General features: G+C 41.7%; 25 protein-coding genes and 2 pseudogenes. 8 read left to right on the top strand and 19 right to left on the bottom strand.

Translation table 11 applies throughout. The annotated features are described in order from the left end of the window. Positions 1-117: 117 nt before the first annotated feature. From AC3E6G_RS08540 to AC3E6G_RS08470, 15 genes and pseudogenes are all read right to left on the bottom strand, one after another. A complete protein-coding gene (locus tag AC3E6G_RS08540; protein ID WP_048789458.1) occupies positions 118-960 on the bottom strand; it encodes an aldo/keto reductase in 843 nt (280 codons plus the stop codon). Position 961: 1 nt separating this feature from the next. Continuing rightward, positions 962-1189, bottom strand: a complete 228-nt coding sequence (locus tag AC3E6G_RS08535) for a hypothetical protein (protein ID WP_006597076.1) — start codon at positions 1187-1189, stop codon at positions 962-964. A gap of 177 nt (positions 1190-1366) precedes the next feature. Then, positions 1367-2518, bottom strand: coding sequence for an N-acetylglucosamine-6-phosphate deacetylase (nagA, locus tag AC3E6G_RS08530; RefSeq protein WP_048789459.1), 1152 nt, complete (start codon positions 2516-2518; stop codon positions 1367-1369). 431 nt (positions 2519-2949) lie between these two features. Then, entirely contained in the window at positions 2950-4581 is a 1632-nt protein-coding gene (locus AC3E6G_RS08525; RefSeq protein ID WP_048789370.1) for a Na/Pi cotransporter family protein, read from the bottom strand. Between the two features lie 144 nt (positions 4582-4725). Next, the gene (rbfA, locus tag AC3E6G_RS08520) at positions 4726-5076 is read right to left on the bottom strand and encodes a 30S ribosome-binding factor RbfA (protein ID WP_006596876.1); all 351 of its coding nucleotides are present in this window, start codon (positions 5074-5076) and stop codon (positions 4726-4728) included. A 73-nt stretch (positions 5077-5149) separates the two neighbouring features. Continuing rightward, positions 5150-7357 (bottom strand): annotated as a pseudogene (gene infB, locus AC3E6G_RS08515) (translation initiation factor IF-2); the annotation flags it as partial. A gap of 356 nt (positions 7358-7713) precedes the next feature. Beyond that, positions 7714-7873: pseudogene (locus tag AC3E6G_RS08510) on the bottom strand (translation initiation factor IF-2 N-terminal domain-containing protein); the annotation flags it as partial. Positions 7874-7889: 16 nt separating this feature from the next. After that, positions 7890-8189, bottom strand: coding sequence for a YlxQ-related RNA-binding protein (locus AC3E6G_RS08505; protein WP_490700828.1), 300 nt, complete (start codon positions 8187-8189; stop codon positions 7890-7892). Further along, on the bottom strand, positions 8182-8478 hold the full coding sequence (gene rnpM / locus AC3E6G_RS08500) for an RNase P modulator RnpM (protein WP_048789373.1): 297 nt from the start codon (positions 8476-8478) through the stop codon (positions 8182-8184). Before rnpM ends, AC3E6G_RS08505 begins: the two co-directional genes overlap by 8 nt. 10 nt (positions 8479-8488) lie before the next feature. Next, positions 8489-9634 carry a transcription termination factor NusA gene (gene nusA / locus AC3E6G_RS08495; RefSeq protein ID WP_156677080.1) on the bottom strand — a complete coding sequence of 382 codons (1146 nt, stop codon included), beginning with the start codon at positions 9632-9634 and terminating at the stop codon, positions 8489-8491. A 45-nt stretch (positions 9635-9679) separates the two neighbouring features. Further along, on the bottom strand, positions 9680-10168 hold the full coding sequence (gene rimP / locus AC3E6G_RS08490; RefSeq protein WP_185776856.1) for a ribosome maturation factor RimP: 489 nt from the start codon (positions 10166-10168) through the stop codon (positions 9680-9682). Between the two features lie 164 nt (positions 10169-10332). Next, the gene (gene trmB / locus AC3E6G_RS08485; protein WP_156677081.1) at positions 10333-10968 is read right to left on the bottom strand and encodes a tRNA (guanosine(46)-N7)-methyltransferase TrmB; all 636 of its coding nucleotides are present in this window, start codon (positions 10966-10968) and stop codon (positions 10333-10335) included. Continuing rightward, positions 10965-11759: a cell cycle regulator CcrZ gene (gene ccrZ, locus AC3E6G_RS08480; RefSeq protein ID WP_023022280.1), complete on the bottom strand. Its 795-nt coding sequence runs from the start codon at positions 11757-11759 to the stop codon at positions 10965-10967. Before ccrZ ends, trmB begins: the two co-directional genes overlap by 4 nt. 40 nt (positions 11760-11799) lie before the next feature. Further along, positions 11800-12855, bottom strand: a complete 1056-nt coding sequence (locus tag AC3E6G_RS08475) for an ABC transporter permease (protein ID WP_490700827.1) — start codon at positions 12853-12855, stop codon at positions 11800-11802. Next, complete coding sequence (locus AC3E6G_RS08470) at positions 12852-13583, bottom strand: ABC transporter ATP-binding protein (protein ID WP_490700826.1); 732 nt, start codon at positions 13581-13583, stop codon at positions 12852-12854. The genes AC3E6G_RS08475 and AC3E6G_RS08470 overlap by 4 nt, the downstream gene beginning before the upstream one ends. Positions 13584-13650: 67 nt before the next feature. Here AC3E6G_RS08470 and AC3E6G_RS08465 point away from each other — a divergent pair, with 67 nt between their 5' ends. Both AC3E6G_RS08465 and AC3E6G_RS08460 read left to right on the top strand, forming a co-directional pair. Further along, positions 13651-14064 carry an HIT family protein gene (locus AC3E6G_RS08465; protein ID WP_490700825.1) on the top strand — a complete coding sequence of 138 codons (414 nt, stop codon included), beginning with the start codon at positions 13651-13653 and terminating at the stop codon, positions 14062-14064. Positions 14065-14077: 13 nt separating this feature from the next. Further along, positions 14078-14374: a hypothetical protein gene (locus AC3E6G_RS08460; protein WP_490700824.1), complete on the top strand. Its 297-nt coding sequence runs from the start codon at positions 14078-14080 to the stop codon at positions 14372-14374. 48 nt (positions 14375-14422) lie between these two features. Here the strand turns inward: AC3E6G_RS08460 and lytR are convergent, their stop codons facing one another. The 4 genes from lytR to AC3E6G_RS08440 all read right to left on the bottom strand — a co-directional run bounded on the left by lytR (position 14423) and on the right by AC3E6G_RS08440 (position 18119). Beyond that, entirely contained in the window at positions 14423-15592 is a 1170-nt protein-coding gene (gene lytR, locus AC3E6G_RS08455) for a glycopolymer--peptidoglycan transferase LytR (protein WP_048688809.1), read from the bottom strand. Next, entirely contained in the window at positions 15592-16122 is a 531-nt protein-coding gene (locus AC3E6G_RS08450; protein WP_048789374.1) for a GNAT family N-acetyltransferase, read from the bottom strand. The genes lytR and AC3E6G_RS08450 overlap by 1 nt, the downstream gene beginning before the upstream one ends. A 2-nt stretch (positions 16123-16124) precedes the next feature. Continuing rightward, on the bottom strand, positions 16125-16574 hold the full coding sequence (gene tsaE / locus AC3E6G_RS08445) for a tRNA (adenosine(37)-N6)-threonylcarbamoyltransferase complex ATPase subunit type 1 TsaE (protein WP_048789375.1): 450 nt from the start codon (positions 16572-16574) through the stop codon (positions 16125-16127). A 123-nt stretch (positions 16575-16697) separates the two neighbouring features. Continuing rightward, complete coding sequence (locus tag AC3E6G_RS08440; protein WP_490700823.1) at positions 16698-18119, bottom strand: NCS2 family permease; 1422 nt, start codon at positions 18117-18119, stop codon at positions 16698-16700. Between the two features lie 253 nt (positions 18120-18372). Between AC3E6G_RS08440 and AC3E6G_RS08435 the strand changes: the two genes are divergently transcribed. From AC3E6G_RS08435 to AC3E6G_RS08410, 6 genes are all read left to right on the top strand, one after another. Continuing rightward, a complete protein-coding gene (locus tag AC3E6G_RS08435) occupies positions 18373-19185 on the top strand; it encodes a Cof-type HAD-IIB family hydrolase (RefSeq protein ID WP_048789377.1) in 813 nt (270 codons plus the stop codon). Positions 19186-19472: 287 nt separating this feature from the next. Next, a complete protein-coding gene (gene adhP, locus AC3E6G_RS08430; RefSeq protein ID WP_048789378.1) occupies positions 19473-20495 on the top strand; it encodes an alcohol dehydrogenase AdhP in 1023 nt (340 codons plus the stop codon). A 366-nt stretch (positions 20496-20861) separates the two neighbouring features. After that, the gene (locus AC3E6G_RS08425; RefSeq protein ID WP_154859394.1) at positions 20862-21851 is read left to right on the top strand and encodes a PTS sugar transporter subunit IIB; all 990 of its coding nucleotides are present in this window, start codon (positions 20862-20864) and stop codon (positions 21849-21851) included. Positions 21852-21878: 27 nt separating this feature from the next. Continuing rightward, on the top strand, positions 21879-22682 hold the full coding sequence (locus AC3E6G_RS08420; protein WP_006596895.1) for a PTS mannose/fructose/sorbose transporter subunit IIC: 804 nt from the start codon (positions 21879-21881) through the stop codon (positions 22680-22682). An 18-nt stretch (positions 22683-22700) separates the two neighbouring features. After that, positions 22701-23612 carry a PTS system mannose/fructose/sorbose family transporter subunit IID gene (locus AC3E6G_RS08415; protein ID WP_125336177.1) on the top strand — a complete coding sequence of 304 codons (912 nt, stop codon included), beginning with the start codon at positions 22701-22703 and terminating at the stop codon, positions 23610-23612. Between the two features lie 80 nt (positions 23613-23692). Further along, positions 23693-24061, top strand: coding sequence for a DUF956 family protein (locus tag AC3E6G_RS08410; RefSeq protein ID WP_048688789.1), 369 nt, complete (start codon positions 23693-23695; stop codon positions 24059-24061). Positions 24062-24174: the final 113 nt, after the last annotated feature.

The raw sequence follows: 24174 nt of genomic DNA, 5'->3' as shown, positions 1-24174 counted from the left end.
TAATGGTTTTGATATCCAAATATTTAGATATTTAAAACAAATCATTCGTTTTTCATCTCGTTACACAAAAAAAGACAGTAAGAGCAAATTCTCACTGTCTATTAAAAACAAACAATCCTAAAAGTCTTTGGTATCTGGATTCGGTGCTCCTGCCTCTACTGGGATCTTCCGAAGAAGGTCACAATCTTCTGGGGATAATGCAATCGCAGAGCATTGTAGGTTACTTGCAATGCGTTCAGGAGTCACTGACTTGGGCAGAGGTAAAAATCCTTCTGCTAGACTCCAGGCCAACAGAAGCTGGGCTGGTGTCACGTCATACTGTTTAGCCAATGTAAGGACTGTCTCATTTTGAAACAACTCTCCTTGGCCAAATGGCCCCCAAGCTTCCAATAAAATTCCTTTATCACGACAATAACGGACTACTTCCTCTTGATAGACTCCAGGGGCCAAGCGAATCTGATTGACTGCCGGAAGAACTTTTGCACTCTCCAACAAAGCATCCAGGTGATGGGGCAGGAAGTTACTCACACCAATAGAGCGAATCTTTCCTTTTGCCTGCATATCTTCCATGGCTCTCCAAACCTCACGATTCCGTTCTTTCCAGGCCTCATTTTCTCGGTGAGTCACAGGATTCGGCCAGTGGATGAGGTACAAATCGATATAATCTAGTCCCAATTTGTGCAAAGATTCTTCTAGACCATTGACAGCATCCTCATAGGTGTGACGATTATTCCACAACTTGGTCGTTACAAAAAGCTCATCTCTTGGAATACCACTATCTTTGATAGCCTTTCCGATGCTTTCTTCATTTTGATAGATGGCTGCCGTATCAATATGGCGATAGCCCGCTTCTAAGGCTGCTTTTACTGCTTGATAAGCTTCCTCGCCATCTTTCGCCTTCCAAGTACCAAAACCAAGTACAGGAATGTGGCGTCCGTCATTTAGTTTGTAACTCTTCATCTTATTTCCCGTCACTTTCCTTTGTTTTTTCACCAGACTTAGAAGTCTTCGCATTCAAGCGCAACTTTGGCTTAAAGATATTTTCCTTCGGTTGCACCATCGATTTACTAAAAAAGGCATAGAGTAAAAAGGCACTACCTGCCACTAAAATGACGGGACTACGGCGCAACATACCGTAGATAAAGAAAAACAAGCCCATCAATAAAAAACGTACGTTTATCTTATTCATAAAACTACCTCGCGATTCAATTACTTTCATTATACCATGTATCAGAGCAAAGAGACAAATGGCTAGATCAAGGAATCCTATTCAAATAAGCTGAGACTTTCATCTCAGCTTATGGGATACATTCAATTTTTAGTTTGGCGAAAGCAAGCGATTCGTAGTTGAACCTCTTTTTCACCATTAAGCTTCAAATCGTTTTTGACCGTCTAAGAAGGTTGCTACCAACTCTAAATCTTTATCCAATACAATAAAGTCAGCGTCATACCCTTCACGGATTTGGCCACAGACATCATCAATATGGACAGATTTAGCAGGGTTGAGACTCGCCATCATGACCGCTTCATGAGGATTGGCAATGCCCCACTCAACAACATTCTTCAATCCATCTTTAAGCTTCAAGATCGAACCAGCCAGATTCCCTGTCGATTTCAAACGGGCTGTTCCATTTTCTACGACAACAGGGAATTCACCCAACATGTAGTCGCCATCTTCCAAGCCACCAGCTGTCATACAGTCGGTGATCAAGGCGATATTTTCCACTCCTTTTTGTTTGAGAAGGATGTCGCAGGCTTTTGGATCAACGTGATGGCCATCACAGATTAACTCTGCATAAGTATGAGGAAGTTGGTACATAGCCCCAACCATTCCCAACTCACGGTGCGTCAAACCGCGCATTCCGTTATAGGCATGCACCCAGACACTAGCCCCAGCATCCACTGCTTTTTTAGCTTCGTCAAAGGTTGCATTGGAGTGACCAAGCGCAACCGTTACCCCTTCTCCTGTCACTGTGCGGACAAAGTCTTCGACACCATCTCGCTCAGGAGCAAGGGCAATTTTATTGAGCAAGCCGTTGGCTACTTTTTGCCATGCACGGAATTCATCCATTCGAGGATCTTTCATGTAGGCTGGATTTTGTGCCCCTTTGTACTTCTCTGTAAAGTAAGGTCCTTCAAAGTAAATGCCACGAATCTTAGCACCAGATGCTTCTTGGTAGCGTGCTCCAATGTTTTCAGTTACTGCCAATAATTGCTCATAAGAAGAGGTCAAGGTTGTTGGCAAAAAGCTAGTGACCCCTGTGCTCAAGAGACCCTCACTCATAGTATGAAGAGTTCCCTCGATGTTGTTGTCCATAACATCAACTCCACCAAATCCATGGATGTGCGTATCGACCAAACCAGGAGCAATACTATAGCCTGTATAGTCCAAAACAGTAGCTCCCTCTGGTAGCTGATCTACATGTTTCCCAAATTTGCCATCGACAATTTCTAGATATCCTCCCTTACGAATGCCATGGGGATAAAAGAATTGATCTGCTTGTATATAGGTTGTCATGGTGATTTCCTTTCTTTTTCTACCGATATATTCATACACATTATAATCCTTTGTACTGCATTTGTAAATGGTCTAGACCTATTTTATTTAAATATATTAATATTCTCTATAAATACGATAAAAAATCCAGTTTTTTTGAGCTGGATTTCAGATTGAATATAAAGTCTTCTTTAAAACTTTCCTTAGGTGAGTACGGACGTCAGCGAACTTATTTGAAGTTCCATGACTTAGTTTTGAACCTAAAGTTTCAAAACTCCCGAGTGGCTGAAACTTTAGCGCTTCAGCCACTTTTCTCACAGCGGAAAGTAATAAATTTGTTTAATTAATTAAAAATACAAATTATTTTTTTGAAAAAATTTTCTAGCTATTTTATGAAAAAAATTTGTCTACATTCTAAAATCCAGTCCTAAAGAACTGGATTTTTCGTTTTTTTAGATCTGCTCCAATTGTACCTTCTCAGCTAAGTTCATGGCATGGTCTGCGACACGTGTATAGTGAGAGATGATATCAATAAAGTTGACACCTGCTTGAGGTGTACACTCGCCCTTGTTCAGACGAGAAATATGAGTCTTCCGCAATTTCTTTTCGAGTTTTTCAATTGCCTGATGGCGCTGTTCCAACTCTGCCGCCAACTCTTGGTTATCCTCTTCTACACTTCGAAGGGCATCTTTAACAAACGTCGCCGTTTGCTGGTAGATATCTTCTAATTCAGCCAAGGCATTGTCAGAAAAGACAACTTTCTTCCGAATGAGATAATCCGTCAAGTTGATCAAGGCTTCTGCGTGGTCTCCAATCCGCTCCAAATCTCGAGAAGAATCCAAAATATTGGTCAAGGATTCGCTTTCTTTTGGACTCAAAGCTTCACTGGACAAGCGGATCAAGTATTTGGTCAACTGATCATCGATGGTATTAATCGCTTCTTCTGTTTTATGGCCTTTTTCAGCCAACTTTTCTTCTTGATTCAAAATATAGCGATAAGATAAATCAAAAATCTTTTCAGCATAAGCTCCTAAGTGCAAGAGTTCTTTTTTAGCATTTCCCAAGGCAATCGAAGGAGCTTGGGTAATCAAATTTTCGTCCAAGTAAAGTGGTTCGTATTTGACCACTTCATCCTCACCAGGAATCAATTTCGTCACAAAGTAAGCCAAAGCCCCAATGAATGGGAATTGAACGATGGTGTTGGTCACATTAAAAGCACCATGTGAAAAGGCAATCGTCATCTCAGGTGAGAGATGCAACTGAGCTTGGAAGAACTCAATCATACTTGTAAATGGTCCCAACAAGATGATACACAGAATGGTCCCGATGACATTAAATAAGACGTGGGTCGCTGCAACCCGTTTGGCAGAAACATTGGCCCCCATGGCAGCAATGATAACGGTGAGCGTAGTCCCAATGTTATCCCCAAATAAAATTGGCAATGCTCCCTTAAGATCTAAAAATCCACCTGAGTAGAGACCTTGCAGAATCCCAATCGTTGCAGAAGAAGCCTGGATCAAGACTGTGATAATGGCTCCAGCTAGCACTCCGAGGATTGGATTCTTCCCAAGGGTTACCATATATTGGCTAAACTCTGGCAAGTCTTTCAAAGGACTCATCCCTGCGCTGATGAGGTTCAAGGCGTAAAAGATTCCCCCAACCCCAAACAAGATCCGACCAATATTGTTAGCTATCCGATTCTTGGTAAAGAAGAGACAGACTGTACCGACAAACATAATGGGCAAGGCATATGTTCCCAACTTGAAACCAATGATGAAGGAAGTGACCGTCGTCCCGATATTGGCCCCCATGATGATCCCAATTGCTTGGCGTAGCGTTAATAGACCGGCACTTACTAATCCAACCGTAATAACAGTTACCCCGGTACTAGACTGGATAAGGGCAGTCACGACAATCCCTACGAGCACCCCTAGAAATGGATTACTGGTATATTTGTCGATATAGTAACGAAGGCGATCCCCTGCAGCCTGTTGCAAGCCATCACCCATAGTTTTGATACTATATAAAAATAGTCCCAAACCACCTAAGAAGTTAAATAAAATGTTCTGCCAATCAATGGACATTCCTTTTCCTCCATCATCATTCGATAAAAGTTTACTCACTCTATTTTAAAACATCCACCCCTTCGGCACAAGTTTTTTTTGAAATTTCTTCTGAATTTTGCCATAAAAAAACGATAGACTCTACAGAATCTATCGTTTTGTTCATTATTTTTTATCAAGATCGCGTAACATTTGGTCAATCTTGTTTCCATATTCAATGGATTCATCTTTGACAAAGGTTAAATCTGGAATTTTGTACAATTTTAAATTCCGACCTAATTCGCGCTTGATGGTTCCTGTTGCTTTTTCCAGCCCTGTCTGAGCCTTTTGATTATCTGAAGCCAGGTCACTCATAATCGAATAGTAAACCTTGGCCATCGACAAATCGCCTAGCATTTGAACATCCGTAATGGTGACGCCTTGGACACGCGGATCACGAACTTTCTTTTGCAAAATTTCGTTGACTTCCCGCTTGATTTCCATACCGACTCGGTCTGTCCGAAAATGACTTGCCATAGGAACTCCTTTCTGCTCTGTCTTTAAAAACTAGGAAATAGGAGATTACCTTTCTTCCTTCCTAGTTAACAGTTTATTTTTTAATTTCTTCCATGATGTAAGCTTCAATGGTATCATCAGTCTTGATATCATTGTAGCCTTCGATCATCAATCCACCTTCGCGACCGTTGGTCACTTCTTTGACATCATCTTTATAATGTTTCAAGCTAGCAAGAGCTCCATCATAAATGACGACACCGTCACGAATGACACGAACTTTGGAGTCACGAGTGACCTTACCACTGAGGACCATAAATCCACCGATAGTACCCACTTTAGAGACCTTGAAGGTTTCACGAATGACTGCTTCCCCGATGACTTTCTCTTCGAATTCAGGATCCAACATTCCCTTCATGGCATCTTCCATTTCTTCAATCACTTTGTAGATGATTGAGTGAAGACGGATTTCTACCTCATCAGCTTCTGCTTGCTGACGCGCTTGAGGCGTAGGGCGGACGTTAAATCCAATGATGAAGGCATTTGAAGCTTCTGCGAGGGTAACGTCTGATTCGTTGATAGCACCAACTGCTGAGTGAACGATGGTCACTTTCACACCTTCCACTTCAATCTTTTGAAGGGAAGCAGCAAGGGCTTCAACCGATCCTTGAACATCGGCCTTGATGATGACATTAACGGATTTCACTTCTCCAGCCTTCAAGGTATCAAAGAGATTTTCAAGGCTGACACGATTGGTTGCTTGACGTTGTTTCATCAGCGCACGTTTCGCACGTTCTTCACCGGCTGCACGCGCAGATTTTTCATCTTCATAAACCGCAAAGTGGTCACCCGCCATTGGCGCTTCGTTCAAACCAGTGATAGAAACTGGAGTAGATGGTCCAGCTACTTTCACACGACGGCCAAGGTCATTGGTCATGGCACGGACACGTCCGAAAGTATTACCAACAACGATTGGGTCTTGAACGTTCAAGGTACCTTGTTGAACCAGAAGGGTTGCAACCGCACCTTTTCCTTTATCCAATCGCGCTTCGATAACAGTACCGATGGCACGAACTGTTGGATCTGCTTTGAGTTCTTGGATTTCAGCTACAAGAAGGACCGTTTCCAAGAGTTCATCGATATTTTGGTTGAACTTAGCAGAGATTTCTACAAACTCAGAATCTCCACCCCAGGCAGTTGACATAACCCCATGTTCAGCCAATTCACCGATGACACGTTCTGGGTTGGCACCTGGTTTATCGATCTTGTTAATAGCCACAATGATTGGAACATTCGCCGCTTTTGAGTGGTTAATAGCTTCGATAGTCTGAGGCATCACCCCGTCATCTGCCGCTACGACCAAGATGGTAATATCCGTAACAGATGCACCACGCGCCCGCATAGAAGTAAAGGCCGCGTGTCCAGGTGTATCCAAGAAGGTAATCTTCTTGCCATTTTCCACGATTTGATAAGCACCGATATGCTGGGTGATTCCTCCCGCTTCACCTGTTGCTACACGTGAATTACGAAGGGTATCCAAAAGGGTTGTTTTACCATGGTCAACGTGTCCCATGATGGTGACAACTGGTGGACGCTCTACCAATTCATCTGGATTCAAATAGCCATCTTCGACGAAGAAGCGTTCGATATCCGCATTGTCCACTTCAACCTTTTTCTTAGCTTCAATTCCATAATCCACTAACAGAAGTTCAATGGTATCGCCATCCAAGGATTGGTTTTGTGTCGCCATCACTCCCATCATGAAGAGTTTCTTAACGATTTCCGCAGGCTCACGCTTAATCCGTTTTGCGATTTCCGCAACCGTCATTCCATCTGTGTACTCAAGTTCACTTGGCAACTCATGGAATTTACGCTCTGTTACTGGTTTTGGAGCTTCATTGCGGTTATTCTTTCCTTTTTTATTCTTTTTGTTGTTGTTCCAGTTACTATTTCTTTGATTTCTCACTTGGTTTTGACTACTTCGATTCTTTTGTTGTTTTCTTGGACCATCTTCTTCGCGATCAAAATCTTCACGTTTTTTGTCTGGTCTAGCTTGTTTCTTACGACGTGTATCAACTGCTGCAGGGCTTGGAGCCGCTACCGGAGTCGCCTTCGCTGGTTCTGCCTTTGGTTGTGGAGCGACAACTTCAGTCGCAACTGCCTCTTCGCGCTTACGACGTTGTTGACGTTCTTGCTCTACCTTGGCTGCCTGGTTTTGCTTGTAGCGTTCTTCACTACCACGTGCATATTCCGCATTTTGCTCTGCCTTTAATGCTGCCGCACGGGCTTTGAAATCAATCTTCGGAGCGCCATTTACAGGATTTGGACGTCCTTGACCGTTACCAGCTTGGTCACGACGACGATCATTCCCTTGGTTCCGGCGGTCATTTCCTTGATTTTTTCGCTCATTACGATTTTGGAAACGATCCCCATCCCGACGGTCGTTTTGTTGTTTCTTAGGTCGATTTCCTTGTTGTTGACGACGTTCCGCCTGCTCTTTTGCACGGGCTTCGCGTTCCGCCTTGAAATTACGACTCTTTGGCTTCACAACAGGTGCTGCCGCTGTTTCCGTTTTCTTTTCTGGTTGGTTTGCAACAGGTTCTTTTGCAACCGGTGCAACTTTTACTTGTTTTTCTTCCGTCACTTTAGGAGTTTGAGGCGCCTTTGATGCAAAACTATTGACCAAACGCTCAACCGCTTCACCTTCGATACTAGAAGCGTGACTCTTTACCTCCAACCCTAATTCTTTGGCCCGTGTGACGACTTCTTTACTTTCCTTGCCTAGTTCTTTGGCAATCTCATACAATCTTTTCTTAGACAATTGCTGTCCTCCTCTTCTATTCCATAAGAGACCTCATTTTCTTTGAAAATCCAGCATCTGTCACGGTCGCTACCTTTCGTGAGCGACCAATGGCAGTACTTAATTCTAGTGTTGAAAACACGGTTAATACCGGAATGCCATAATAGTGGCATTTATCTGTGATTTTTTTGGTAAGATTGGGAGCTGCATCATCTGCTAGAAAGACCAAACAAGCCTTTCCTTCTTGAACAGACTTGATGACCAACTCTTCTCCAGAGATGATTTTCCCTGCTCTCTGAGCCAATCCCAATAAATTACTGACTTTTTGCTTATTCAAGGCCTAACTCTCTTCTTTTCACCTTATGATCCACATAAGCAATCAAATCGTCGTAGAAAGCTTCATCCACTTCCATGCTAAAGCTGCGATTGAAGACTTTCTTCTTCTTGGCTTGAAGTGCTTCCTCGTTATCAAGCTTGATATAAGCACCACGACCATTTGCTTTCCCAGTTGGATCGATAAAAACTTGACCTTCTTTATTTTTTACGATTCGCAAGAGATCTCGTTTATCGATGACCTCATTTGAAACGACAGACTTGCGTAAAGGGATTTTTCTTGTCTTTACCATGATTTCCTCCCTATTCGTCTACAGAATTCAAATCACTTTCTACTTCTTCAAAAGCAGGTTCTTGACTTGCTTCCATTTCTTCGTACTCACTAGCTGATTTGATATCAATCCGGTAGCCAGTTAAGTGAGCCGCCAAGCGCACGTTTTGACCACGACGACCGATCGCAAGAGATAGCTTGCTATCTGGCACTACCACAAGGGCATGCTTGCTGTCTTCTTCATCAAAGATGACTTGATCGACCTCAGCAGGCGCAATGGCATTGTAGATAAATTCTGCTGGATCTGGTACCCACTCAATGACATCAATATTCTCTTCTGTTGGGACCATACGATCCAATTTCTGATCATAACGAGCTGGGTGGAACTTGCTAGTAATCTTTTTGATATTCGATCCACCACGACCAACGATGGTTCCAATCGCATCAACGTTTGGATTATGGCTACGAACAGCCACCTTGGTCCGATCTCCAGCTTCACGCGCCACGCTCATGATTTCAACGGTTCCATCATAGACTTCAGGAATTTCTTGTTCCATCAAACGTTTGATCATTTCTGGATGGCTACGACTTACGAAAACGTTGACCCCACGAGGATTGTCTTCTACTTTGTAGACAAAGACTTCGATGCGATCATGAGATTGGAAAACTTCACCCGGGATCTGGTCTTGTTTAGACAGTTGAGCTTCGATAGACCCTAAATTTACATAGATAAAGCGATTATCAAAACGCTCAACCGTTCCACTCATAATTTCATTTTCATGTTCTTTATAAGTGTTGTAGGTAATCGCACGAGTTTGCTTGCGCATTTTTTCCATGATGGTTTGTTTGGCAGATTGAGCTGCAACACGGCCAAACTCAGCAGGTGCTTCTTCAAATTTGATTTTGTCTCCCAATTCATAGGCAGAGCTAATCGAAAGAGCATCTTTCAAGCTAATTTCTAACCGGCTATCAAATACTTCATCCACTACTTCACGAACAGTATAAACGCGGAAGTCACCAGTCTTTTCATTAAATTCGATAGCAGCACTTTCTGCTTGACCATACCGTCTCCGATAAGCCGAACGCAATGATTCTGTGACAGCTTCAATGATATCTTCTTTTTTGATTCCTTTGTCTTCTTCCAAGATGCGAAAAGCATCTAGCATTTCTTTACTCATTCTTTTCTTGCTCTTAGGCTACTAAGAGCCTTCCTTTCTTTTCTGCTATAATTTGACAGCTAGTCTTGCTTTTGAGACAAGACTATAGGGGATTTCAATGGTTTTCTTTCTGGTTTTGTCCATGTATTCCATGGTCAATTGGTCATCTTCGAACTTAACGAGTGTTCCTTCAATGACCTTTTGTTTGTCAACTGCCTTGTACAAGCTGACATGGATATATTGACCCAGAGCTTTTTCCACTGCATCTTTGGTTTTTAAGGGACGCTCCAAACCAGGACTCGTCACTTCTAGGAAGTACTGTTCTGGGAATGGATCTGGTTGAATCTGATCCAACAGAGGACTAATCACTTCTGTTAAATCCGCTGTATCATTTAGAGTAATACCACCTGGCTTATCAACAAAGATACTTAGAACATAATCTCCTACAACCTTTTCATATTCAACATCCACTAATTCAAAGGGAGCTTGGATGGCCGGTTCAATAATTTCTGTTACTAATTCAACAATTGTTGCGATAGGACAACACCTCCTCACAGACAAGAGGCGAAGATATGTCTTCGCCTCTCCTTTTCTATTCGTTTTAAATATTCTAGCACAAGTTCCGTCGAAATGCAAGAATTTCGCCTTCCTCATTCATACAGCTACCATCCAAAAGAAAAACGCCTCCTTTTCAGGAGACGTCGATCCTTAACTAGACTTTAAAATTGTGCTTCAACCCGATAAATGACCTGACCCTTACTTGAGAATTTCTTTTCATATTCGGTCATGACATTTCCCTCAAAATCACTAGCATGAAGATCTAGCCAGACACCCTTCAAGGTCATTCTATACTGAGAAAAACTCACCAAACTGTATTCAAAGAGTCCTCGATTGTCCGTCTTGAAATGAATCTCTCCATGCTCTGGCAAAATCTGTTTGAAGGTATCTAAGAAACTCTTGTAGGTTAGACGACGTTTTTCATGGCGTTTCTTCGGCCAAGGATCTGAAAAATTGAGATACAATTGATCAATCTCACCGTCTTCAAAGTAATTAGTCAAGCTATCTCCGTCCACCCAAAGCAACTTGATATTGGGAACGTCAGCTTCCAACACCTTATCCAAAGCGTAACTTAATACTGATTTTTGAATATCAATCCCGATATAGTTAATGTCTGGATTTTGTTTTGCCATTCCAGTGATAAAGGCTCCTTTACCACTTCCCACTTCAATATGAATAGGATGGTCATTTCCAAAAATCTCATGCCACTTCCCTTTGGCTTCTTCTGGCTTCAAAATGACATATTGCGGATTGGCTTCTAATAATTCAGTTGCACCTTTGCGGTTTCTAACTCTCATGCTTCCTTCCCATATTTTGACCGGAAATTACGCAAGGCATAAATTTCCCGGTTCACATTCTCTAAATCATTGTTTTCATAGTATTTTACAATCTGACAAAGGAAAGAGTATTGACCAAACCAGTACAATTTACCAAATACAGTTTCATTGTACTTATAGCCGTAATAGACCAACCAATCCTGCCACTGGGAATCTGGAATATAGTGACTTAAAACATGAGCCACATCCATCATCCGATCTGTTAAGCGGACAGAATCCCAATCTACCAAGTAGATAAATCCACTATCCGTTTCAATCCAGTTACTGTGACGGACATCTCCGTGAACAATGGTTGCATAATCTTCTCGAAAAGCTGGAACAGTCTGTCGTAAACTCTTTAATACAGATTGCAAATAATTGTTTTGACGCAAAGCAATTGGCAACTGACTGCTCAAAGAATTCAATAAATCCAATGGCGATTCAGCTGTGTAGCCCAACTTTCTCAATTGCGTCATCAAGGGGCGTGAACGGTGCAAACGAGTCAGGATATGAACCACTTGCTTTTTCCCCATCCCATTTGGAGTTAAAATTTCTCCATTTAACCATTCTTGTGCGCTCATCACATTTCCGTCAGGTAAGCGTCGGCTCCATAAGAGTTGTGGAGCAATTTGTTCTTTAGCTAACCCTGCTAATATTGGAGTTGTATTCATTTTGACAAATACTTTCCCCCCATCCGGATAAGTCCCCATAAAGGCTTTTCCGCTTTTACCAGCAATTGGGGTTAACGTTAGCTCTTTTTCGTTCGAGTCCATCTCTTCCTCCGTAAAAAGTTTCCCATCTATTTTACTAATTTTAAGGCGTTTCGTCAACTAATCGTCTCACCTTGAAAGGTGCATAACCATAGGCTAAAAAGGCTGTGAAAGCTAGCAAGGCCAGGACGAGAATTTTCTCTTCAAAGACCAGTAATCCCAGGCCTCCCTCGACAAGAACCACAAACAAAGTCACCGATTGAACTGTTTGAAGAAGCCCTCGTGTTTTAGCACTGATTTCCAAGGGGAAGAGTCGCGTTAAATACTGATAGTCAAAGGCCTTGTAGAGTCCGAGCAATTGAAAAACAAGCAAATAATTCAAGAGACCCGCGACGGCCACTGCTACTAGCGTTTGAGGGATGAAGACAAAGACAGCGACTGATAGTCCTAATAGGCGCAAACTCATGGAAAATAGATCTCCATTTCTGAGATAAGAACGGAGATACAGGTTGTTCCAGGTCTTAGCACTGACTTTTGGAACCATGCTTGTCAGCTTATCTAAGTAAGCACGCCGTTTCACGCTGTTGGTCATTCCTTTTACTGTGGTAAAAAGGGAGAAAAATCTTAGAATACTTTGCTTTCTCTGGTTTTCTAGCTCTACGATTCGCTTCCAATCAAGACCCGCCTGGTTATAGAATCTTTTCCCCTTCCCTTGAAAAACAAGAACCTTCAACAAGAAGAGAATAGCCAAATAAACCACTACAATGGTAAGAGACAAGCCTAAAGCCAAAGCCAAAGGGACAAATAGGACAAGCACAAGGGTTTGTACAATTCCCCAGAAAATAGTCGCTCGTAAGATTTGTTGGTTCAAATAGCCTTTCAATTCCTCTTCTTTTGCCAGAAGAAAAATCATGTCTGGCTTCTCAAAATAGGTTGCGATAGAACCAATTGGAAGCAGGAGCAAAGGAGCTAGGGCAAGTACAAGGAGGAGAAGGCTCTTATCTTTTGGTAGAGAGCGCAAAAATTGACTGTACTGAACCGCTAAAAAGCCTAGAAAAATCAGGAGAAAGAGGACAAAGTGATCATTAAACACATAGCGAGAATATTTCAAGCACTGATTGCGAAAGGTCGTCTTCCTCTTTTGTAAAACTTCAATCATCGGTCCGCCTCATTTGTTAGTGCAAGGTAAATTTCATTCAAATCGGCATTTGCCATTCCAAATTCTGTCCGCAATTCCTTTAAAGTCCCCTGAGCACGAACCTGTCCCTTATGGAGGATGACAAAGGCATCACACATTTTTTCAGCAGAATCCAGAACATGGGTACTCATTAAAATAGATTTTCCCTTCTCTTTTTCCACTTTCAATAATTGAATTAAATCTGAGATCGCAACTGGATCCAAACCTAAGAAAGGCTCGTCGACAATAAACAAACTTGGGTCAACAGCAAAGGCACAAATAATCATAACCTTTTGTTTCATCCCCTTAGAAAAATGGACAGGAAACCAATCCAATTTTTCCTCTAGTCGAAATTGCTTCAAGAGAGGAGTCACACGCGCAAAAACAGCCTCTTGATCCAAATCATAGGCCATCGCTACTGTTTCAATATGCTCACGCAAGGTTAATTCTTCATAAAGACTAGGTGTTTCAGGAATATAACCAATTTTTTGGCGATAAGCACTTGGAGAAGCAGCTAGAGTCAAGCCATCAATACGGATTTCACCAGCATAGGGACGCAAGAGGCCTATAATTTCATTTATGGTCGTTGATTTCCCTGCTCCATTCAAGCCAATCAATCCAATTAATTGTCCATCGCCAACCTCAAAACTAACATCTTTTAAGACAGGGATATTGACATAACCTCCTGTCACGTTTTTTATTTCTAACATATTTTCTCTGCTTTCTGGTATAATGTTCTTATATTATAACAAAATCTAACGAAATTGAGGTGCATTTATGGTTTCGGATTGTATTTTTTGTAAGATTGTTGCTGGAGACATTCCTGCTTCTAAGGTCTACGAAGATGAGTATTTTCTTGCTTTTTTAGATATCTCTCAAGTTACTCCAGGCCATACCCTTGTGATTCCAAAAAAACATGCCCGTAATCTGTTGGAAATGACACCAGATGAAACTGCTGATCTTTTTAACGTCGTTTCAAGAGTCACCAAAAAAGTGAAAAGTGCTACGCAGCCTCAAGGGATGAATATCATTAGTAACATGGAAGAAATTGCGGGGCAGTCTGTCTTCCACACCCACGTCCATATTCTTCCACGCTACTCTCAAGAGGACGACCTAAAGATTGATTTCATTGCCCACGAACCTGATTTTGACCACCTTGCCCAATTAGCCAAGGAAATTTCAAACCATTAAAAAGGAGCTTACTATGAAATTAAGAGATCTATTTTGGTTTGCGACTGGAGCAACCATCAGCTATCAACTTGTTAAAAATCGTGAACCCCTTAAAAATGAATTCAACGAAACCAAACAACTAACGGATGGAATCCAATCAAACCTTTCAAAAATCAAAAAAAACATTGAAATCATTCAGGAGCAACGAGTCCTTTTAAATCAATTACTGGAAGACTTTTCCTATAAGGCAAGGGTCTTCTCTCAGCAAGCCAACGCTTCTGTAGAACAAATCCAAACTATTTGGTCTGAGAAATCTAATACGAACGACTAACCAAAAAAGGTTTTGAGATAGCTATCTCAAAACCTTTTTTTTTTTAATTTAGTTTCCTCCAACACCAGCTACAGTTGTATCCGTATAAGGAGGCACTATCTGTTGGTATGGTGTCACCGTTTCTGAACTTACAGAAGTTTCCGGAACATAGGAAGGATCGTAATAGCCCCCACCAGTATTCTGACTCGACTCTACTGGGCTTTCGCCACTTTCTGACGAATCAGTACCCCTAGCTTCATCGCTATCCAATAGAACAGCACTTGTTTTGAGCTTTCTTACAGGCGATAATCCAAGACTTTTGCGCAGGATATTCTGCATCTTCAACAGGTGTTCTGAAGTAACAATTTGGTAACTTCCGCCATCCGCTAGGGTGGCATCTTCCCCTTTCAACTGTTCCATACGGATGTTCTTCAAGGCATCTCGATAGCCCATCAAGTGCATCAAGCTATTCGTATCCAAGGAGATATTGGTCTGCATATTATCACTAACCGCTTCAATAATTCCTTGATAGTTGCTCAGACCATCCAAAGTCAATACTTTCTTGATGATCTTTTCAATGACTTCCCGTTGGCGTTTTTGACGACCATAGTCTCCTTCTGGATCTTGATAACGCATCCGTGAATATACCAATGCTTGTTCTCCATCAATCTCTTGACGACCAGGTGGAATTTTTGCTGTATATTCCGGTTCATTTTCTTCGATTGAAATATCAAAATCAAATGGATTGTTTACTGTGATGCCGCCAACCTTATCAACCAGTTGAACCAGGCCTTTCATATTGATCATCGCATAACGGTCGATATGAATATTCATCAAATCTTGGATGGTTTTAATGGCCAATTCTGCTCCACCTTGAGCATAAGCCGCATTCAGCTTAGCTTGGACAGTTTCTCCATCCTGCGTAATATTGGTCAAGATATCCCGTTCCAAACTCATAATCGTTGTTTCACGCGTCTGTGGATTTACCGTCACCAGAATCATGGTATCACTGTTTCCTACCCACTGGTCCTCTCGTGAGCCTGATCCAGTATCAACCCCCATGAGCAAAATGGTCATTGGTTTGTTTTCTGCGATGACATTGTTTTCATCACCAATCCCTTTATAAGTCTTACTCAACGTATTTGTTGACTGATTGAGGATAGTCAGCCCATAGGCCGCAATCCCTATTGTCGTTACAGCTAACAAACTAAAAAACATTAATAGAATTTTTTTAATCATTAATTCTGTCTATCTATCAGTTTGCCCATTAGGTAAACATCCAGATATTCCCCTTCCTTGTATACGCCTCTCTTGCGGAGACCTTCAATTTCAAATCCTAGCGTTTGGTAGAGATGGATGGCCCGTTCATTTCGAACTTGGACACTGAGGTCTAACTTCCGAAGGAGGTTGGTACCTTCTGCCCATGCGATTCCTTCTTCTAGAAGAATACGACCCAATCCTTTATTCCAATAGGCCTTCCGAACAACGATAAAGAGATCTCCAATATGGCGCAAGGCTCTGTTTTGATCCGCTGCAATATTTAAGACACCTACCAGATCCTCACCCAAGTATAATAAGAGACATAATTGATTGTCTGTTTGTGCTTGTGTTTCAGCAAATATTTCCAACTCTTGCTTGGTCATCCCAAGCCCTTCTGGAGCCAAGGTCATAAAATCCGATTCAGTCGCTACATCTTTAAAAAAGTCGAGTAAACACTCTGCATCCGAAGCCTCAGCCTCTTTCAAAAAGAGATCCAATACCTGTTCCATCTTCAAGCTCCTACAGAAGTTAGAAATGAGTCCTTTAATTGTTCTGCACGTTCACCGACAGCTGACAAGCATATCTCACGTCCATCACCGTCCTTAAGCAGTTCAACCTTTAAATATCCAGCAGGAAGACTGGTCTCTAACAATTCTCCCCACTCAATGACGGTAACTCCTTCACCAAATAAAAAGTCATCCAAATCAATCGAATCTGGATCGTCTCCAATACGATAGACATCCAGGTGATACAAGGGCAAACGGCCTTCATATTCTCTCACGATAGTATAAGTAGGACTTTTGATCATCTGGCGAATGCCCAACCCTTGAGCAAGGCCTTTTGTAAAGGTTGTTTTCCCTGCCCCCAGATCTCCCGTCAGAATCACGACATCCTGTTTTTCTAAACGTTGACCCAACTGTTTTCCAAGGGCAATCAACTCTTGTTCATTTTGACTTTTCATTCCTCCATTATACCAAAAATAATTGATTATTGCCCACTATTTTTAGTCGATCAACCTTCTGCCTCACCTAAGACAATCAAAAAAAGCTTGGGCTATTTGTCCAAGCTTTCCTCTATGTTCATTCTAATGCAAGGCCATACTGATAAAGTTCAAGATAAACAAGGCATCTAAAATCCAAATCATACTGTGAACTTCTTTGGCTTCACCTTTGACCAATTTGGTTACTGTATAGGTAATAAAACCTGCTGCAATCCCATTTGTGATGGAATAGCTGAATCCCATAAAGATAGAGGTGAAGAAAGCTGGTACAGCTTCTGCCAAATCATCCCAATGGATGTTTTTCAAGCTACTCAACATCATGATCCCAACGATGATCAAAATCGGTGCTGTCGCTGCAGTTGGTACGATGGCAAGAAGGGGACTAAAAATACTTGACACTGCGAAACAGATAGCTACTACAAGGGCTGTCAAACCAGTCCGTCCACCAGCTCCAATTCCTGCAGCTGACTCAACATAAGTCGTCACATTCGAAGTACCTGCAATAGCACCAACAGATGTCGCTACGAGGTCTGAATAAAGGGCTTTATCCAATTTAGCGGATTGATGATTTTCACCATTTGTGGCAACAATACCAACTTTTTCACCAGTTCCAATCAAGGTACCAATCGTATCAAAGATATCTGTCAATGAGAAAGCGAGGATGGCCATCAAGGTTTCAGGAAGACGAGAAGTATTGGTAATCAAGGAACCTAATCCTTCTGAACCAAGTGCAGCTCCAAAAATTTTGCCAAGATCATTAACGGCTGCTCCAAGATGGGTACTACCAAAGTCAATCGTTGAAAGATCAACAATGCCAAACACAATAGCGAGGATTGTTGTCGTAAGGATAGAAAGGATAATTCCTCCTTTAATGCCCTTGATGACAAAGAAAACAGTAATGGCTAAGCCAGCCAAGGCAAGAAGTACTGTCGGACTATTAAAACTAACAAGTCCTGGGACCGCTGCAGAATTTGCTGTAATCGCTACATTCGCTTTGTCAGCCCCTTCTCCTGCCACCGTATAGGTATGCGGATCAATCGAAAACTTCAACAAGCCAGCATTTTTAATTCCAACATAGGCTAAGAAAATTCCGATACCAGCTGAAATAGCTGAACGCAAAGCATTTGGAATTGACTCAATAATCATTTTCCGAACATTAGTTAATGTGATAACCAAGGAAATCAATCCACAAATAAAGACCATTCCCAAGGCTTCTTGCCAAGAATAGCCCATCCCAAATACCACTGTAAAGGTAAAGAAGGCATTCAAGCCCATTCCTGGTGCTTGGGCATAAGGCAGGTTCGCGTAGAAAGCCATCATAAGAGTCCCAACGACTGACCCAATAATGGTTGCCAGAAATACTCCTTGAGCTGGCATTCCTGTTTGGGAGAGCATTTGAGGGTTTACAAATAAGATATAAGACATGGCAAAGAAGGTCGTTAAACCAGCTAATACCTCTGTACGAACCGTCGTTCCGTGTTCAGATAGTTTGAAAAACTTATCCATTTTTCCAATAAACTCCTTAAAAAAAATAAATCTGCTCGCGACTCAATCACGAACAATACAAATATTTTATCAAATATCATTCACTTTTACAAGAGATTCATCTGGATAATCTTTTGTGCCACATCATTTACTATTCGAAAAACTGAAATTTTCCTGTTTATCTGGTATAATGGTAGCATTCTTCTTAAAATATGGCACTTCTATACTCCTCATTTAGAGTAAGAAAAACCATACAAATGAAAGGAATCTTCCTATGAATAAAAAACTAATCGCTGTCGATTTAGATGGCACCTTATTAAATTCTGAGAGCAAATTATCGCCTTATACGATTGAAACCATCCAGAAAGTCAGTGAACAAGGTCACCTGGTCATTATTACAACTGGCCGTCCCTATCGAATGGCAGATCACATCTATAAGGAATTGGGATTGGAAAGTCCCATGATTAACTTTAACGGCGCTCTCACTCATATTCCAAATAAAAAATGGTCAAAAGAACTATCCATGACCCTTGATAAAAAATACCTCCTAGATATGGTCGAGAGAGAAAATGACATCCAGGCGGACTTTATCGCTGGAGAGTATCGCAATAAGTTCTATGTCACCCACACCTACCACCATACTATTGATCCCGCCTTATTTGGGGTTTCTAAAATCTCCTCCAAAACAAAATTCGAAGCTCATAAAGTTACCGAAAACCCAAACGCCATCCTCTTTCAAACACGCGCTGAAGATAAGTATGCTTTAGCCGAAGAAATGCGTGATTACTACCATCACGAGCTAGAAATCAATAGCTGGGGTGGTCCCCTCAACATTCTGGAATGTGCTCCAAAAGGCGTCAATAAGGCCTTTGCCCTCAACTATCTCCTCAAGACTTACGGACTTGATCGGAAAAACCTTATCGCCTTTGGAGACGAACAAAATGATACAGACATGTTGGCTTTCGCAGGAACTGGTTTTGCAATGAAAAACGCCAATCCTGTTCTCCTCCCCTATGCCGATAAACAAACCGAGTATACAAATGATCAGGACGGCGTTGCTCGTCAACTAGAAAAACTCTTCCTATAAATAGAGAAGCGCTTGAATCACCTTTTACAAGAAAGGATTCAAGCTTTTTGTTTTCTCAAACATACGGAACCTTATAGAGACTTTTTCTGAAAACAGTTTAACTGGTTAAGTTTATTTTCAGAAAATTTTCTATGTAAACGCTTGCTAACTGATAAAGTTTGTGATAAAATTAACATAACAAAAATAAAAAAGGAGCCTAGCTCGTTTCATACGATAATGATTCAAGTGATGTTACTTCTCGTTTTATTACCGTCTCTAATTCAACTAAGCTCTTGAGGAGGAAAACTATGAAAGCTGTTGTTGTAAATCCAGAAGGTACCGGTGTTGAAATCGTTGCAAACAAGGAGATGCGCCCATTAGAAACAGGGGAAGCTCTTGTTCAAATCGAATACTGTGGTGTCTGCCACACTGACTTGCACGTTGCTCACGGAGACTTCGGTAAAGTTCCAGGCCGTGTTCTTGGACATGAAGGAATCGGGATTGTTAAAGAACTTGCTCCAGATGTGACAAGTTTAAAAGTTGGTGACCGTGTCAGTGTTGCTTGGTTCTTCGAAGGATGTGGTACTTGTGAATACTGTACAACTGGTCGCGAAACTCTTTGCCGTACTGTAAAAAATGCTGGTTACTCTGTTGATGGAGGAATGGCTGAACAATGTATCGTAACTGCAGACTACGCAGTAAAAGTACCAGAGGGATTAGATCCAGCTCAAGCTTCTTCTATTACCTGTGCCGGTGTTACAACCTACAAAGCTATCAAAGAAGCCAAAGCTGAACCAGGACAATGGATCGTTATCTATGGAGCTGGTGGACTAGGAAACTTGGCTGTTCAATATGCTAAGAAAGTCTTCAACGCTCATGTCATCGCTGTTGATATCAACAATGATAAACTCGAATTGGCAAAAGAAGTTGGTGCAGACTTTGTCATCAACGGTTACGAAGTCGAAGATGTCCCAGGATTGATCAAAGAAAAAACAAATGGTGGAGCTCACTCTGCTGTCGTAACAGCTGTTTCTAAAGTAGCTTTCAACCAAGCAGTAGATTCTGTTCGTGCAGGTGGCCGCGTGATCGCAGTTGGTCTTCCTTCTGAAATGATGGACCTCAGCATTGTGAAAACAGTATTAGATGGTATCCAAGTCATCGGTTCTCTTGTAGGAACTCGTAAAGATTTGGAAGAAGCCTTCCAATTTGGTGCAGAAGGCTTGGTCGTTCCAGTTGTTCAAAAGCGTCCAGTAGAAGATGCTGTCAAAGTCTTTGACGAAATGGAAGCCGGAACCATTCAAGGACGTATGGTACTTGACTTCACCAACTAATCAACTCAACCTATTAGACCAGCCCAAATAGGCTGGTCTTTTTTAGTTTCTCACAAACAGGACCTGCAAGGGGTTGCTATATTTTTATTTTACCTATTAGATCCTACTACTACTCTTTTCAGAAACATAGAATCCCCTTCGTTCCCCTCTTGTCAAGGAATTCCAAAGGATTTTCGAATTTTATAGCCAAATAAGTCTGCTAGCAAGCGACCTCAGATGTTAACAATTTAATATGTTAAAGACTCTCTTTTTCCTTTAATTTAGTATTGAAAAATTGACTTTATTATGAAAACGTTTTATAATAGATAAGCTTAAAGTTTTCTTAAACTGAAAGTCAAACAAATTTTATAAGGAGGAATGTCAATAATGAGTATTGGTATCATTATTGCTAGCCACGGTGAATTTGCAGCTGGAATCCACCAATCCGGCTCGATGATCTTTGGGGATCAAGAGAAAGTTCAAGTGGTTACGTTCATGCCAAGTGAAGGCCCAGATGATCTCTATGCTAAATTCAATGCTGCTGTTGCCGCATTTGATGCAGAAGATGAAATCTTGGTTTTGGCTGACCTTTGGAGTGGTTCTCCATTTAACCAAGCGAGTCGCGTTATGGGTGAAAATCCAGATCGTAAATTTGCGATCATCACAGGATTGAACCTTCCGATGTTGATTCAAGCTTATACTGAACGTTTGATGGATGCAACTGCTGGTGTTGATCAAGTTGCTGCAAACATCATCAAAGAATCTAAAGATGGAATCAAAGCTCTTCCAGAAGAATTGAATCCAGTCGAAGAAGCAAGCACTGCTTCAGCTGCTCCTGTTGCCCAAGCCGCTATTCCAGAAGGAACAGTAATCGGTGATGGAAAACTCAAGATTAATCTTGCCCGCTTAGATACTCGTCTACTTCACGGACAAGTCGCAACTGCTTGGACACCTGATTCAAAAGCGGATCGAATCATCGTAGCTTCAGACTCAGTTGCCAAAGATGAGCTCCGTAAAGAGTTGATCAAGCAAGCAGCACCGAATGGTGTGAAAGCAAACGTTGTCCCAATTCAAAAATTGATCGACGTTGCAAAAGATCCACGCTTTGGTGAAACACATGCTTTGATCTTGTTTGAAACACCTCAAGATGCCCTTCGTGCCATCGAGGGTGGTGTTCCGATTAAAACCTTGAACGTTGGTTCAATGGCCCACTCAACTGGTAAAACCATGGTTAACAATGTCTTGTCAATGGACAAAGAGGATGTGGCTACATTTGAAAAAATGCGTGATCTTGGAGTGGAATTTGATGTCCGTAAAGTACCAAATGACTCTAAGAAAGATTTGTTTGACTTAATTAACAAAGCTAACGTTCAATAACCGATTACTTACGAAAGGATTTTAAACATGTCTATTATTTCTATGGTATTAGTGGTCGTTGTTGCCTTCTTAGCAGGTCTTGAAGGTATCCTTGACCAATTCCAATTCCACCAACCACTTGTTGCTTGTACCTTAATCGGTTTGGTAACAGGTAACTTGACTGCCGGTGTTATGCTTGGTGGTTCCCTTCAATTACTTGCACTTGGCTGGGCCAACATTGGTGCCGCAGTTGCACCCGATGCTGCTCTTGCGTCAGTTGCTGCTGCGATTATCTTGGTTCTTGGTGGTGACTTTAGCTCTAAAGGAATCGCTGTGGCTCAAGGTGTAGCTATTCCACTTGCAGTTGCTGGTCTTTTCTTGACCATGATCGTCCGTACTCTCTCCGTTGGTTTGGTCCACACTGCCGACGCTGCTGCTAAAAAAGGTGATATCAAAGGCGTAGAACGCGCTCACTTTGTAGCACTTCTCCTTCAAGGTCTTCGTATCGCCATTCCTGCAGCCCTTCTTTTGATGATCCCTGCTGACACTGTTAAAGGTGCTCTTGAAGCGATGCCTGCTTGGTTGTCAGACGGTATGCAAATCGGTGGTGGTATGGTCGTTGCCGTTGGTTACGCCATGGTTATCAACATGATGGCAAGCCGTGAAGTTTGGCCATTCTTTGCCATTGGTTTTGCTCTTGCTGCTGTTAGCCAATTGACCTTGATTGCTCTTGGTGCAATTGGTGTTGCCCTTGCCTTGATCTACCTTTCTCTCTCTAAGAAAGGTGGCAATGGAGGTGGCGGAGTTGCTACTTCTAATGACCCAATCGGCGATATCCTTGAAGACTATTAAGAAAGGTGTGACACTATCATGACTGAAAAATTACAATTATCTAAATCAGATCGTCAAAAAGTTTGGTGGCGTTCAACCTTCTTGCAAGGTTCTTGGAACTATGAACGGATGCAAAACTTGGGTTGGGCTTACTCATTGATCCCAGCTATCAAAAAACTTTACACGAAGAAAGAAGACCAAGCGGCTGCTCTTGAGCGTCACATGGAGTTCTTCAACACTCACCCATACGTAGCTGCTCCAATCATCGGGGTAACTCTTGCCCTTGAAGAAGAAAAAGCAAATGGCGCTGCGATTGATGATGCCGCTATCCAAGGGGTTAAGATTGGTATGATGGGACCTTTGGCGGGTATCGGAGATCCTGTCTTCTGGTTTACAGTTCGTCCAATCCTTGGAGCTCTTGGTGCATCTCTTGCCTTGACAGGTAACATCCTTGGCCCACTCATCTTCTTTATTGCATGGAATGCGATTCGTATGTCCTTCTTGTGGTACACCCAAGAACTTGGATACAAAGCAGGTTCTGAAATTACCAAAGATATGTCTGGTGGGATCTTGCAAGATATCACTAAAGGAGCTTCTATCCTCGGAATGTTCATCCTTGCTGTCTTGGTAGAACGTTGGGTATCTATTAAATTCATCTTTAATGTTTCTTCTGTCAAATTAGACGACAAAGCTTATATCCACTGGGATAAACTTCCTGAAGGATACAAGGGTATCCAAGAAGCCTTCGCTCAAGTTGGTTCAGGTCTATCTCAAACACCTGAAAAAGTTACGACTTTCCAACAAAACTTGGATTCATTGATTCCTGGTTTGATGGGATTGCTTCTTACTTTCGCTTGTATGTGGTTGCTTAAGAAGAAAGTATCTCCAATCACTATCATCATCGCCCTCTTTGTAATCGGTGTCTTGGCACACGTTGCTGGCTTGATGTAATCAAAAATCAACTAAAAAGAAGGTTTCGGCCTTCTTTTTATTATGATATAATGGAATGAATAGAAATACAGGAGGATCACATGGCGCAATCACAGAATAAAACCGTGGAATTCCATACCACTGGTGTCTCTTATCTAGGTGTTGGTGGAAAGGTTGGAAAAATCTTAGTTGGAGATGTGGCTTTTGAATTTTACGCAGATGCTAATGTAGAAGACTACGTCCAAATTCCCTGGAAAGAAATCGAACAGATTGGAGCCAACGTATCCGGGCGTAAAATTAGCCGCCATTTTGAAATTTACACCAAGGAAAGCAAGTTCCTATTTGCTTCTAAAGACTCGGGGAAAATCTTAAAAATTGCCCGTCAACACCTTGGGAATGATAAAATTGTCAAGCTACCGACCTTGATCCAAACCATCGCAGCTAAAATTAAAAATCTATTTGCAAAATAGCTCCTTTTCTTGTATAATAAACGAAAACGGATAAGTAAATTAAGGAAATCTTTCAGAAAGTCTGCGGTTGCTGTGAGCAGATAGAGGACTTAATTGAAATTCTACCGTTTATC

The sequence above is a fragment of the Streptococcus sp. SCPM-O-B-23252 (M501) genome (assembly GCF_058200355.1).
Note: the sequence above shows the minus strand (reverse complement) of the source record. Positions and strands in the feature narration are given on the sequence as shown.